Here is a 12,687-nt window from a genome sequence, read left to right on the forward strand (position 1 = left end):
CCAGGCACCTCCTTATATTAATGAGTTATCCTTAAGCTTCTTTTACAGTTATAAGGTGAGAAACTTTGTTGATCATACCAAGAATAGCAGGAGTTTCTTCCTTAACTACAGTTGAATTCAACTTTTTAAGACCTAAAGCTTCTACCGTCGCACGTTGATCTTGTGGACGACCAATTACACTACGAGTGAGGGTAATTTCTAACTTTTTCGCCATTTGTTTTCCCTCCTTAACCTAGTAGCTCTTCTACAGATTTACCGCGTAATTTTGCAACATCTTCAGCGCGCTTAAGTTCGCTTAATCCGTTCACAGTAGCGCGAATCATGTTGATTGGTGTGTTAGAACCAAGAGATTTCGAAAGAATATCTTGTACACCAGCTAATTCAAGAACCGCACGAACAGGTCCACCAGCAATAACACCAGTACCTTCAGCAGCAGGTTTTAAGAATACTTCACCAGCTCCAAAGTGACCGTTGATTGTGTGAGGAATTGTTGTACCAACTAATGGTACAGCGATTAAGTTTTTCTTAGCGTCTTCGATAGCTTTGCGAATTGCGTCTGGTACCTCTTGTGCTTTACCAGTACCGAATCCAACATGACCGTTTTTATCGCCAACTACAACTAGTGCAGCAAAGCGGAAACGACGACCACCCTTAACAACTTTCGCGACACGATTTATCGTAACTACACGTTCTTCAAGTTCTAATTTACTTGGGTCAATGCGATGCATCAATTTTCCCTCCTTTGACCATTAAAATTGTAATCCAGCCTCACGAGCAGCTTCAGCTAGAGCTTTAACACGGCCATGGTATAAGTAACCACCGCGATCAAATACTACTTCTTTAACGCCTTTCTCTACAGCACGCTTAGCAACTGATTCTCCAACTTTCGTAGCAGCTTCAGTATTGCTAGTACCGTTAAGAGCAAGGTCTTTATCAAGAGTAGATGCACTTACTAACGTTACACCATTCACATCGTCAATAACTTGAGCGTAAATATGTTGGTTAGAACGGAACACGTTTAAACGTGGACGCTCTGCAGTACCAGTAAGTTTAGCACGTACACGTGCATGTCTTTTCTTACGAGTCGCATTTTTATCAGCTTTAGTGATCATTTTCTTGTCACTCCTTTCTCTCACCTAACGGGTTTACTTAGCAGTTTTACCTTCTTTACGACGAACAACTTCGCCTTCGTAACGAATACCTTTACCTTTATAAGGCTCAGGAGCACGTACAGCACGGATGTTAGCAGCAAATTCGCCAACACGTTGCTTGTCGATACCTTTGATTACGATTTTAGTTGGTGCAGGTACTTCAACTTCAAGACCTGCTTCCGGAGTCATTTCTACTGGATGAGAATAACCTACGCTTAATACAAGTTTATCACCTTGTTTTTGAGCACGGTAACCAACACCGACTAATTCAAGTCCGCGTGCGAAACCTGCAGTTACACCTTCAACCATGTTTCCGATTAAAGCACGAGTTGTACCGTGTAATGCACGGTGTTCCTTCTGTTCAGATGGACGCTCAACTGTTAATGTATTCTCTTCAATTTTGATAAGCATATCAGCATTGAAAGTACGAGTTAATTCACCTTTAGGGCCTTTTACTGTTACAGTATTGTCTTCTGCAACTGTAATAGTAACACCTGCAGGGATTTCAAGAATCTTTTTACCAATACGAGACATGTGGTCACACCTCCGTTCGTTTTAAATATATATTACCAAACGTATGCTACTACTTCTCCACCAGTTTGTAATTGACGAGCGTCTTTGTCTGTCATTACTCCCTTAGATGTAGAAACAAGAGCGATACCTAATCCGTTAAGTACACGTGGTACTTCATCAGCTTTAGCGTAAACGCGTAAGCCAGGTTTACTGATACGTTTTAATCCAGTGATTACACGTTCATTGTTTGCACCATATTTCAGGAAAATACGAAGGATACCTTGTTTGTTATCCTCGATGTATTCTACATCACGAATGAAACCTTCACGTTTTAAAAGTTCAGCGATCTCTTTTTTGATTTTAGAAGCAGGAACCTCTAATTTCTCATGACGTACCATGTTCGCATTACGGATGCGAGTAAGCATGTCTGCAATTGGATCTGTCATCACCATGTGTTTTACCTCCTTCCCATTTGTGGGTTTTACCAACTAGCTTTTTTAACACCAGGAATTTGACCTTTATATGCAAGTTCACGGAAACAAATACGGCAAAGTTTAAATTTGCGGTATACAGAATGCGGACGACCGCAGCGTTCGCAACGTGTATACTCTTGTACTTTAAACTTAGGAGTACGCTTTTGTTTCGCTATCATAGATTTTTTAGCCACGTTTTCGCCTCCTCTACTTAGCGTTGGCTTCCATTATTTTTGGAATGGCATACCGAATTGTGTTAAAAGTTCACGAGCTTCTTCATCAGTTTTCGCTGTAGTAACGATTACGATGTCCATACCGCGGACTTTGCTTACTTTATCATAATCAATCTCAGGGAAAATAAGTTGCTCTTTAACACCTAATGTATAGTTTCCACGACCATCGAATGATTTCTTAGAAACACCACGGAAATCACGTACACGTGGTAAAGAAACTGATACTAATTTGTCGAAGAACTCATACATTTGCTCGCCGCGTAAAGTTACTTTCGCACCGATAGGCATACCTTCACGAAGACGGAAACCAGCGATTGATTTTTTAGCACGAGTTACAACAGGTTTTTGACCTGCGATTTGTGTTAATTCTTCTACTGCATTGTCTAAAGCTTTTGAGTTAGATACCGCGTCACCAACACCAGTGTTGATTACGATCTTTTCGATTTTCGGTACTTCCATCACAGATTTATAGTTAAACTTGCTCACTAGAGCAGGAGTAATTTCCTTTTGGAACTTCTCTTTAAGGCGATTCAATGAAGTGACCTCCTTTCTTAAGAAAATTATTTATCTAATAATTCACCAGATTTTTTTGCAATACGAACTTTTTTACCATCTTCTACTTTGAAGCCTACACGAGTAGGTTCACCTGTTTTCGGATCTAAAATCATAACGTTAGAAACGTGAATAGGTGCTTCTTTAGTAATAATTCCACCTTGTGGATTTAATTGAGATGGCTTAGAGTGCTTCTTAACGATATTGACACCCTCAACGATAACACGGTTTTGCTTTGGGAAAGCCACAAGGATAACGCCTTGTTTTCCTTTGTCTTTACCAGTGATTACCTGTACTTTATCACCTTTTTTTACATGCATCTTAATTCTGCACCTCCTTAGCAAGGCAATACCTTAAATTATAGAACTTCTGGAGCTAAAGAAACGATCTTCATGAAGTTGCTATCACGTAATTCACGAGCTACTGGTCCGAAGATACGAGTACCACGTGGGCTCTTATCGTCTTTAATGATAACCGCTGCGTTTTCATCAAATTTGATGTAAGAACCGTCCGGACGACGAGCTCCGCTCTTCGTACGTACCACTACTGCTTTAACAACGTCACCTTTTTTAACAACGCCACCTGGTGTTGCTTGTTTTACCGTAGCAACGATAATATCACCAATGTTAGCATATTTACGACCAGAGCCGCCTAATACTTTAATTGTTAAAAGTTCACGTGCACCAGAGTTGTCAGCAACTTTCAAACGAGATTCTTGTTGGATCATGTTATGAAACCTCCCTTCGGACTAAAAATTCCGATTCGTCTATTTAGATAATAACCGCTTCTTCAACGATTTCAACTAAACGGAAACGCTTAGTAGCAGAAAGCGGGCGAGTTTCCATGATTTTAACGATATCGCCAAGTTTCGCTTGGTTTTGCTCATCATGGGCTTTGTACTTCTTAGAATACTTAACACGTTTTCCGTACAAGGAATGAGTTTTGTAAGTTTCAACTAAAACTGTAATCGTTTTGTCCATTTTGTCAGACACTACACGACCAGTATAAACTTTGCGTTGGTTACGTTCGCTCACTATGCAAACCTCCCCTCAATTTATCGATTAATTCCGATCTCTCTTTCACGAACTACAGTTTTCATACGAGCAATTGCTTTACGCACTTCACGAATGCGAGTTGGATTCTCTAATTGTCCTGTAGCAAGTTGGAAGCGAAGATTAAACAACTCTTCCTTTAAAGCTTTAACTTTTGTTTCGATTTCGGCAGTGGTTAATTCACGAATATCATTAGTTTTCATTAGATTCACCACCATTTTCTTCACGTTTTACGAATTTACATTTCACAGGTAACTTGTGAGCTGCAAGACGTAATGCTTCGCGTGCTACCTCTTCAGATACACCCGCGATTTCGAACATAATTTTCCCAGGTTTTACTACTGCTACCCAGCCTTCTGGTGCCCCTTTACCGGAACCCATACGTACTTCTAGAGGTTTTGCAGTGTAAGGTTTAGAAGGGAAAATTTTAATCCATACTTTACCGCCACGTTTCATGTAACGAGTCATTGCACGACGAGCAGCTTCGATTTGACGGTTTGTAATCCATGAAGCAGCTTGTGCTTGTAAACCGAATTCACCGAAAGCAATTTCAGTTCCACCTTTAGCACGACCACGCATTTTACCACGATGCTCTCTACGATATTTTACGCGTTTTGGCATTAACATATTATTTTCCTCCTTCCTCAGAAGCTTTCTTTTTTGTAGGAAGGACTTCTCCACGGTAGATCCATACTTTTACGCCTAATTTACCGTATGTTGTATCAGCTTCAACTGCTGCATAGTCAATATCAGCGCGAAGTGTATGAAGTGGAACAGTTCCTTCACTGTAAGATTCTGCACGAGCGATATCAGCTCCGCCAAGACGACCAGAAACCTGTGTTTTAATACCTTTAGCACCTGCACGCATAGCACGTTGAATAACTTGCTTTTGTGCACGACGGAATGATACACGGTTTTCTAATTGACGAGCGATGTTTTCGCCTACTAATTTAGCGTTAAGATCAGCTCTCTTAACTTCTAAAATGTTGATGTGTACACGCTTGCCTGTTAATTGGTTAAGAGCTTTACGAAGTGCTTCAACTTCAGTACCACCTTTACCAATTACCATACCAGGTTTTGCAGTGTGAATTGTAACATTTACACGATTTGCTGCACGTTCGATTTCTACTTTAGCAACAGCAGAATCTTTTAAGCGTACATTAATGTACTCACGGATTTTGATGTCTTCATGTAATAATGTAGCGTAATCTTTCTCAGCGAACCAACGAGATTCCCAATCACGAATAACGCCGACACGAAGACCAATTGGATTAACCTTTTGACCCATCGATTATCCCTCCTTCTTTTCTGATACCACAACTGTGATGTGGCTTGTGCGTTTGTTAATTTGGCTTGCACGACCCATTGCACGTGGACGGAAACGTTTTAACGTTGGACCTTCGTCAACGAAAACTTTTTCAACAACTAGGTTGTTAATATCCATCTCATAATTGTGCTCTGCATTTGCGATTGCAGATTTTAAAACTTTCTCTACAACTGGAGAAGCAGTTTTTGGTGTGTGGTTAAGGATAGCAATCGCTTCACCCACTTGCTTACCTCGGATTAAGTCTACTACTAAACGAACTTTACGAGGAGCAATACGAACTGTTCTCGCTACTGCTTTAGCTTGCATTGAAGTGCCTCCTCTCATTATCTTCTAGTTTTCTTATCGTCAGCAAGGTGACCTTTATACGTACGAGTTGGTGCGAATTCACCTAACTTATGGCCAACCATATCCTCAGTGATGTACACAGGTACGTGTTTACGACCATCATATACAGCGATTGTGTGTCCGATGAACTGAGGGAAGATTGTTGAACGGCGAGACCAAGTTTTAACAACTTGTTTTTGCTCAGATGCAACTAATTTTTCCATTTTGCTCATTAAGTGATCATCGACAAATGGTCCTTTTTTTAAGCTACGAGCCATTTTGGTGCCTCCCTTCGTGATTGGCGTACGGTTCTAGAAATGAACCGTACTACAATCCCATTATTTTTTACGACGACGAACGATGAATTTGTCAGACGCTTTGTTTTTCTTACGAGTCTTGAATCCAAGAGTTGGTTTACCCCATGGAGACATTGGAGACTTACGTCCGATTGGAGAACGTCCTTCACCACCACCGTGTGGGTGATCAACCGGGTTCATTACAGAACCACGAACTGTTGGGCGTTTACCTAACCAGCGAGAGCGACCTGCTTTACCGATTTTGATAAGTTCGTGTTGTTCGTTACCTACTTGACCGATTGAAGCGCGACAAGCAGATAATACAAGACGTACTTCACCAGAAGTTAAACGTACAAGTACGTATTTACCTTCTTTACCAAGTACTTGAGCAGATGTACCAGCAGAACGAACTAATTGTCCGCCACGACCAGGCTTAAGCTCGATGTTATGAACAACAGTACCTACTGGAATATTGATTAATGGTAATGCGTTACCGATTTTAATGTCAGCTTCTGGGCCAGACATAACTTCCATACCTACTTCTAAAGATTTAGGAGCAAGAATGTAACGTTTTTCACCGTCAACGTAGTTAATTAATGCGATATTCGCAGAGCGGTTTGGATCGTATTCGATCGTAGCAACGCGTCCTGGAATTCCATCTTTGTTACGCTTAAAGTCGATGATACGGTATTGACGCTTATGTCCGCCACCTTGATGACGTACAGTAATTTTACCTTGGTTATTACGACCAGCCTTCTTGCTTAAAGGAGCAAGTAATGACTTTTCGGGTCTGTCAGTCGTGATTTCAGCGAAATCATTCGTAGTCATATTACGACGACCGTTAGTAGTTGGATTATACTTTTTAATTCCCATCTCAATTTCCCTCCTTCTTTAGTAAGAATTAAACGCCTTGGAAGATTTCGATTTCTTTGCTGTCAGCAGTTAGCTTAACGATTGCTTTACGACGACGGCTAGTAAAACCAGCGTGACGACCAACGCGTTTTGCTTTCGGCTTGTAGTTCATGATGTTCACTTTTTCTACTTTAACACCAAAGATCGCTTCAAGAGCATCTTTAACTTCTGTTTTATTAGATTTAACGTCCACATCGAACGTGTATTTTTTTTCAGCCATCATTTCCATAGAACGTTCAGTGATAACTGGGCGCTTAATGATATCACGAGGATCTCTCATTATGCAAGCACCTCCTCTACTTTTTCCACTGCCGCTTTTGTCATGATTAGCTTATCATGATGAAGCACGTCTAAAACGTTTACGCCATCAGCAGTGATTACTGTTACTCCAGGGATATTGCGAGCAGATAACTCTACAGATTCGTTTGCATCAGCAGTTACGATAAGAGCTTTCTTCTCAACAGTTAATCCTTTAAGTACTGCTAGCATGTCTTTTGTTTTTGGTGCATTTAACACTAGGTCTTCAAGAACTACAATGTTGTTCTCAACTACTTTAGTAGCTAATGCAGATTTAATTGCTAAACGACGAACTTTCTTAGGAAGTTTGTACGCATAGCTTCTTGGTGTAGGTCCGAATACCGTACCACCACCACGCCATTGAGGAGAGCGGATAGACCCTTGACGAGCACGTCCAGTTCCTTTTTGACGCCATGGTTTACGACCACCACCGCGAACTTCAGAGCGAGTTTTTACTTTGTGTGTACCTTGACGTAAAGATGCACGTTGCATCATTACAGCTTCGAAAAGTACAGCTTCATTTGGTTCGATACCGAAAATAGCTTCAGCTAATTCGATTTCACCAACCTGTGAACCAGTTTGGTTATATACAGTAACTTTTGGCATTGGAATTCCTCCTTCCTATTGTGAATTATTTGCTAACCTTCACAGCGCCTTGAACAACTACAAGAGATTTCTTAGCACCTGGAACGTTACCTTTTACTAATAATAAGTTGCGCTCAGTGTCAACTTGAACGATTTCTAAGTTTTGGATAGTAACTTGGTCTCCACCCATACGTCCAGCAAGTTTTTTGCCTTTGAATACACGGTTCGGAGCAACGGGGCCCATTGAACCTGGACGACGGTGATAGCGAGAACCATGAGACATAGGTCCGCGAGATTGTCCGTGGCGTTTGATAACACCTTGGAAACCTTTACCTTTAGAAATTCCTGTTACATCAACGATTTCACCTGTAGCGAATACGTCAACTTTTACCTCTTGACCAACCTCTAATCCGTCCACGTCTGCATCGCGGATTTCGCGAATGAAGCGCTTAGGAGTTGTAGATGCTTTGGCAGTGTGGCCTTGTTCAGGTTTGTTAGTTAACTTTTCACGTTTATCTTCAAATCCTAACTGGATTGCATTGTAGCCATCAGTTTCAGTTGTTTTCTTTTGAAGAACAACGTTTGGATTAGCAGCGATAACTGTTACTGGGATTAACTCACCGTTCTCAGCAAATACTTGAGTCATACCGATCTTTCTTCCTAAGATTCCTTTGGTCATGAGTTACACCTCCTACATTTTTAAGTTATATAAATTATAGTTTGATTTCGATATCTACACCAGATGGTAAGTCTAAACGCATTAATGAATCTACTGTTTGCGGAGTAGGACTCACGATGTCGATTAGACGTTTGTGCGTGCGCATTTCGAATTGCTCACGAGAATCTTTGTACTTATGAACAGCACGAAGAATTGTGTAAACAGTCTTCTCAGTTGGTAATGGGATCGGACCAGAAACTGTTGCCCCAGAACGCTTAGCTGTTTCTACAATTTTCTCAGCTGACTGATCAAGAATACGGTGATCGTAAGCTTTTAAACGGATACGAATTTTTTCTTTTGCCATTATTTTCCCTCCTTCGTTCGCCTATTTCTAAAATAGACCTTCTCCATGGAAATTTCCCCACACCATGCCATGGCAAAGCGGCCGGGTGTGTCAGCAACCTTCCACTTCATCGCAGTCAAAGACCAACATTGTTTATTATACAATGTTATTCGTCTAGATGCAAGCATCTTTTTGTTTGCATCTGCTTTTCTCTACTTTTGCTATTATACATGGCACTTTAAAGAATTTCAAGTTTTCATCTACCAGAATTCATTTTACAGTTTCTGGATTTATTTTCATTGCTTTTTTATATACTATAGAAGAAACTCGTCAAAGCATAAAAATATAATTCATTCATTATATAAAGTAAAACTTTGATCATTAGGGTTTTGTTCATCCCCCCAATGATTATTAATTGAACCATTAAGGCCCGCTCATTAAAGCGTGACAATGGCAAACAAAAACCCCGAGGGAAAAATCCCTCGGGGTTTTTTATATCAGTTAAGATTACTCAACGATAGTAGCAACTACACCGTAACCTACTGTACGTCCACCTTCACGAATAGAGAATTTAGTTCCCTCTTCGATAGCGATTGGAGCGATAAGTTCGATAGTCATTTCGATGTTGTCACCAGGCATTACCATTTCAGTACCTTCTGGTAATTGGATGATACCAGTTACGTCAGTTGTACGGAAGTAGAACTGAGGACGGTAGTTAGCGAAGAATGGAGTGTGACGTCCACCTTCTTCTTTAGATAATACGAAAACTTCAGCTTTGAATTTAGCGTGAGCTTTTACAGAACCGCTTTTTGCAAGTACTTGTCCACGTTGGATGTCTTCACGAGCAACCCCACGAAGTAAAGCACCGATGTTGTCTCCAGCTTGAGCTTGGTCAAGAAGTTTACGGAACATCTCTACACCAGTTACAGTTGTAGAAGCATTTTCTTCAGCAAGACCGATGATTTCTACTACGTCACCAACTTTAACGATACCGCGCTCAACACGACCAGTAGCAACTGTACCACGACCTGTGATAGAGAATACATCCTCTACAGGCATTAAGAATGGTTTGTCAGTTTCACGTTCTGGAGTTGGGATGTAAGCATCAACTTCAGCCATTAATTCAATGATTTTTGCTTCCCAATCAGCTTCTCCTTGAAGAGCTTTAAGAGCAGAACCTTTGATTACAGGAATGTCATCGCCTGGGAATCCGTATTCAGATAATAGGTCGCGAACTTCCATTTCTACTAATTCTAATAATTCTTCGTCGTCTACCATGTCGCATTTGTTTAAGAATACAACGATGTAAGGAACACCTACTTGACGAGAAAGAAGGATGTGCTCACGTGTTTGAGGCATTGGGCCATCAGCAGCAGATACTACTAAGATACCGCCGTCCATTTGAGCAGCACCAGTGATCATGTTTTTAACATAGTCAGCGTGACCTGGGCAGTCAACGTGTGCATAGTGACGAGTTTCAGTTTCGTACTCAACGTGTGCAGTTGAGATTGTGATACCGCGCTCTCTTTCTTCTGGAGCAGCATCGATTTGATCGTATCCGCGTGCTTCAGCACCACCAGCTTTTGCAAGAACTGTAGTGATCGCAGCAGTTAATGTAGTTTTACCATGGTCAACGTGGCCGATTGTACCGATGTTAACATGGGGTTTAGAACGTTCGAATTTAGCTTTAGCCATTCTAAATTCCTCCTTAGTTTATATAGGTTATTTTATATTTAGTCTAGAAAGTGAAACTTGCGTCCCACTTTCTAAGCTTACATAAGTAGTTATACTTGAACAATCGATAAAAATCAATTATTCACCTTTATTTTTTTTAATAATTTCTTCTGAAACAGACTTTGGTACTTCTTCATAATGATCAAATGTCATTGAGAATGTTCCGCGTCCTTGAGTATTAGAACGTAATGACGTTGCATAACCGAACATTTCAGAAAGTGGAACCATAGCGCGAACAACTTGAGCGTTACCGCGAGCTTCCATACCTTCTACACGTCCACGACGAGATGTTACGTCACCCATAATGTCACCCATGTACTCTTCAGGAATTACAACTTCAACTTTCATCATTGGCTCAAGAATTACTGGGCTACATTTAGAAACCGCAGCTTTAAGTGCCATAGATGCAGCGATTTTGAACGCCATCTCAGATGAATCGACATCATGGTAAGATCCGTCAACTAATGCAGCTTTAATGTCAACTAGTGGATAACCAGCTAGTACACCATTTTTAAGTGCATCTTCAAGACCTGCTCCAACAGCTGGGATGTATTCACGAGGAACTACACCACCGACGATCTTGTTTTCGAATTCGAATCCTTTACCTTCTTCGTTAGGTTCAAACTCAATCCAAACGTGTCCGAATTGTCCACGTCCACCAGATTGACGAGCGAACTTACCTTCAACTTTCGCAGCAGCGCGGAAAGTCTCACGGTATGCTACCTGAGGAGCACCAACGTTTGCTTCAACTTTGAATTCACGGCGCATACGGTCAACGATGATATCAAGGTGAAGTTCACCCATACCAGCGATGATTGTTTGGCCAGTTTCTTGGTCAGTGTGAGCACGGAATGTTGGATCTTCTTCAGAAAGCTTAGATAATGCTGTACCCATTTTATCTTGGTCAGCTTTTGATTTTGGTTCGATAGCTACAGAGATAACTGGCTCTGGGAATTCCATAGACTCAAGGATAACAAGGCTCTTCTCGTCACAAAGAGTATCACCAGTAGTAGTATCTTTTAAACCTACAGCAGCAGCGATATCACCAGCGTAAACTGTTGAGATCTCTTCACGGCTGTTAGCGTGCATTTGTAGGATACGACCTACACGCTCACGCTTACCTTTAGTTGAGTTTTTCACGTATGATCCAGAGTTTAACACACCAGAGTACACACGGAAGAACGTTAACTTACCAACATAAGGGTCAGTCATGATTTTGAATGCTAAAGCTGCGAATGGTTCTTCATCGCTAGACTTACGTTCTACTTCTTCATCTGTATCCGGAAGAGTACCTTTAATAGCAGGTACGTCTAATGGAGATGGTAGGTAGTCGATAACTGCGTCTAACAGAATTTGAACACCTTTATTTTTGAATGCAGAACCACAGATTACTGGGAAGAATTCTACAGAAGTTGTAGCCTTACGGATACCAGCTTTAAGCTCTTCTACAGTGATTTCTTCACCTTCTAGGTACTTCATCATCATTTCTTCATCAAGCTCAGCTACCGCTTCAATAAGCTTTCCACGGTATTCTTCAGCTAATTCTTTGTGCTCTTCAGGAATTTCAACACGTTGAATGTCTGTTCCTAAATCGTTACCGTACATGTAAGCACATTCTTCAACAAGGTCAATGATACCATTGAACTCATCTTCAGCACCGATTGGTAACTGAATTGGGTGTGCGTTTGCTTGTAAACGATCGTGGATTGTTCCTACAGAGTATAAGAAGTCTGCACCGATTTTATCCATTTTGTTAACGAATACGATACGAGGTACGCCGTAAGTAGTAGCCTGACGCCAAACAGTTTCTGTTTGTGGTTCTACACCAGATTGTGCATCAAGTACTGCTACCGCGCCATCAAGTACGCGTAAAGAACGTTCTACTTCTACTGTGAAGTCTACGTGACCTGGAGTGTCAATGATGTTTACACGATGACCTTTCCATTGTGCTGTAGTTGCAGCAGAAGTAATTGTGATACCACGCTCTTGCTCTTGCTCCATCCAGTCCATCTGAGATGCACCTTCGTGAGTTTCACCGATTTTATGAATACGTCCTGTGTAATACAGAATACGCTCAGTTGCTGTTGTTTTACCAGCATCGATGTGAGCCATGATACCAATATTACGAGTGTTTTCTAAAGAGAACTCTCTTGCCATTTGGTGTCTTGCTCCTTCCATATATGGATTGGATTTTTTTATTTTAAGTAGCAAAAAAGCCACTTTATATTGTTACACAT

Annotated in this window: 22 protein-coding genes; all 22 read right to left on the reverse strand. The window is 41.0% G+C overall.

The annotated features are described in order from the left end of the window. Nucleotides 1-31: 31 nt before the first annotated feature. The 22 genes from rpmD to fusA all read right to left on the reverse strand — a co-directional run bounded on the left by rpmD (nucleotide 32) and on the right by fusA (nucleotide 12,607). Nucleotides 32-214 (reverse strand): 50S ribosomal protein L30, encoded by a 183-nt coding sequence (rpmD, locus tag DN390_RS15600; RefSeq protein ID WP_001085231.1) that lies wholly within the window; start codon nucleotides 212-214, stop codon nucleotides 32-34. Nucleotides 215-227: 13 nt separating this feature from the next. Next, the gene (gene rpsE / locus DN390_RS15605) at nucleotides 228-728 is read right to left on the reverse strand and encodes a 30S ribosomal protein S5 (RefSeq protein WP_000554646.1); all 501 of its coding nucleotides are present in this window, start codon (nucleotides 726-728) and stop codon (nucleotides 228-230) included. Nucleotides 729-749: 21 nt separating this feature from the next. Beyond that, entirely contained in the window at nucleotides 750-1,112 is a 363-nt protein-coding gene (gene rplR, locus DN390_RS15610) for a 50S ribosomal protein L18 (RefSeq protein WP_000628818.1), read from the reverse strand. A gap of 33 nt (nucleotides 1,113-1,145) precedes the next feature. Next, the gene (gene rplF, locus DN390_RS15615) at nucleotides 1,146-1,685 is read right to left on the reverse strand and encodes a 50S ribosomal protein L6 (RefSeq protein ID WP_000086556.1); all 540 of its coding nucleotides are present in this window, start codon (nucleotides 1,683-1,685) and stop codon (nucleotides 1,146-1,148) included. 32 nt (nucleotides 1,686-1,717) lie between these two features. Continuing rightward, complete coding sequence (gene rpsH / locus DN390_RS15620) at nucleotides 1,718-2,116, reverse strand: 30S ribosomal protein S8 (RefSeq protein ID WP_000245511.1); 399 nt, start codon at nucleotides 2,114-2,116, stop codon at nucleotides 1,718-1,720. A 29-nt stretch (nucleotides 2,117-2,145) separates the two neighbouring features. Next, on the reverse strand, nucleotides 2,146-2,331 hold the full coding sequence (rpsN, locus tag DN390_RS15625) for a 30S ribosomal protein S14 (protein ID WP_001085700.1): 186 nt from the start codon (nucleotides 2,329-2,331) through the stop codon (nucleotides 2,146-2,148). 33 nt (nucleotides 2,332-2,364) lie between these two features. Continuing rightward, nucleotides 2,365-2,904, reverse strand: a complete 540-nt coding sequence (gene rplE / locus DN390_RS15630) for a 50S ribosomal protein L5 (RefSeq protein ID WP_001080829.1) — start codon at nucleotides 2,902-2,904, stop codon at nucleotides 2,365-2,367. 26 nt (nucleotides 2,905-2,930) lie between these two features. Then, nucleotides 2,931-3,242: a 50S ribosomal protein L24 gene (gene rplX, locus DN390_RS15635; protein WP_000558200.1), complete on the reverse strand. Its 312-nt coding sequence runs from the start codon at nucleotides 3,240-3,242 to the stop codon at nucleotides 2,931-2,933. Between the two features lie 38 nt (nucleotides 3,243-3,280). Then, nucleotides 3,281-3,649, reverse strand: coding sequence for a 50S ribosomal protein L14 (rplN, locus tag DN390_RS15640; protein WP_000615912.1), 369 nt, complete (start codon nucleotides 3,647-3,649; stop codon nucleotides 3,281-3,283). A gap of 43 nt (nucleotides 3,650-3,692) precedes the next feature. Continuing rightward, complete coding sequence (gene rpsQ / locus DN390_RS15645; protein WP_000004106.1) at nucleotides 3,693-3,956, reverse strand: 30S ribosomal protein S17; 264 nt, start codon at nucleotides 3,954-3,956, stop codon at nucleotides 3,693-3,695. 20 nt (nucleotides 3,957-3,976) lie between these two features. Next, nucleotides 3,977-4,177 (reverse strand): 50S ribosomal protein L29, encoded by a 201-nt coding sequence (gene rpmC, locus DN390_RS15650; RefSeq protein WP_000855718.1) that lies wholly within the window; start codon nucleotides 4,175-4,177, stop codon nucleotides 3,977-3,979. After that, complete coding sequence (gene rplP / locus DN390_RS15655) at nucleotides 4,167-4,601, reverse strand: 50S ribosomal protein L16 (RefSeq protein ID WP_000928969.1); 435 nt, start codon at nucleotides 4,599-4,601, stop codon at nucleotides 4,167-4,169. Before rplP ends, rpmC begins: the two co-directional genes overlap by 11 nt. Nucleotide 4,602: 1 nt before the next feature. Continuing rightward, nucleotides 4,603-5,262 (reverse strand): 30S ribosomal protein S3, encoded by a 660-nt coding sequence (gene rpsC, locus DN390_RS15660; protein WP_000529956.1) that lies wholly within the window; start codon nucleotides 5,260-5,262, stop codon nucleotides 4,603-4,605. Nucleotides 5,263-5,265: 3 nt separating this feature from the next. Next, the gene (gene rplV / locus DN390_RS15665) at nucleotides 5,266-5,607 is read right to left on the reverse strand and encodes a 50S ribosomal protein L22 (protein ID WP_001148024.1); all 342 of its coding nucleotides are present in this window, start codon (nucleotides 5,605-5,607) and stop codon (nucleotides 5,266-5,268) included. Nucleotides 5,608-5,624: 17 nt separating this feature from the next. Further along, nucleotides 5,625-5,903, reverse strand: a complete 279-nt coding sequence (gene rpsS / locus DN390_RS15670) for a 30S ribosomal protein S19 (protein ID WP_000124454.1) — start codon at nucleotides 5,901-5,903, stop codon at nucleotides 5,625-5,627. A gap of 60 nt (nucleotides 5,904-5,963) precedes the next feature. Then, nucleotides 5,964-6,794, reverse strand: a complete 831-nt coding sequence (rplB, locus tag DN390_RS15675; RefSeq protein WP_000511583.1) for a 50S ribosomal protein L2 — start codon at nucleotides 6,792-6,794, stop codon at nucleotides 5,964-5,966. 28 nt (nucleotides 6,795-6,822) lie between these two features. Next, the gene (gene rplW / locus DN390_RS15680; protein ID WP_001205558.1) at nucleotides 6,823-7,113 is read right to left on the reverse strand and encodes a 50S ribosomal protein L23; all 291 of its coding nucleotides are present in this window, start codon (nucleotides 7,111-7,113) and stop codon (nucleotides 6,823-6,825) included. Then, nucleotides 7,113-7,736 carry a 50S ribosomal protein L4 gene (rplD, locus tag DN390_RS15685; RefSeq protein WP_001127258.1) on the reverse strand — a complete coding sequence of 208 codons (624 nt, stop codon included), beginning with the start codon at nucleotides 7,734-7,736 and terminating at the stop codon, nucleotides 7,113-7,115. Before rplD ends, rplW begins: the two co-directional genes overlap by 1 nt. 25 nt (nucleotides 7,737-7,761) lie before the next feature. Beyond that, nucleotides 7,762-8,394, reverse strand: coding sequence for a 50S ribosomal protein L3 (gene rplC / locus DN390_RS15690; RefSeq protein WP_000160207.1), 633 nt, complete (start codon nucleotides 8,392-8,394; stop codon nucleotides 7,762-7,764). A gap of 34 nt (nucleotides 8,395-8,428) precedes the next feature. After that, nucleotides 8,429-8,737 carry a 30S ribosomal protein S10 gene (rpsJ, locus tag DN390_RS15695; RefSeq protein WP_001040596.1) on the reverse strand — a complete coding sequence of 103 codons (309 nt, stop codon included), beginning with the start codon at nucleotides 8,735-8,737 and terminating at the stop codon, nucleotides 8,429-8,431. 486 nt (nucleotides 8,738-9,223) lie between these two features. Then, nucleotides 9,224-10,411, reverse strand: coding sequence for an elongation factor Tu (gene tuf, locus DN390_RS15705; RefSeq protein ID WP_001029614.1), 1,188 nt, complete (start codon nucleotides 10,409-10,411; stop codon nucleotides 9,224-9,226). A gap of 117 nt (nucleotides 10,412-10,528) precedes the next feature. After that, nucleotides 10,529-12,607, reverse strand: coding sequence for an elongation factor G (fusA, locus tag DN390_RS15710; RefSeq protein ID WP_060629211.1), 2,079 nt, complete (start codon nucleotides 12,605-12,607; stop codon nucleotides 10,529-10,531). Nucleotides 12,608-12,687 lie beyond the last annotated feature (80 nt).

The sequence above is a fragment of the Bacillus sp. SH7-1 genome (assembly GCF_008042405.1).
Lineage (GTDB): Bacteria > Bacillota > Bacilli > Bacillales > Bacillaceae_G > Bacillus_A > Bacillus_A thuringiensis_N.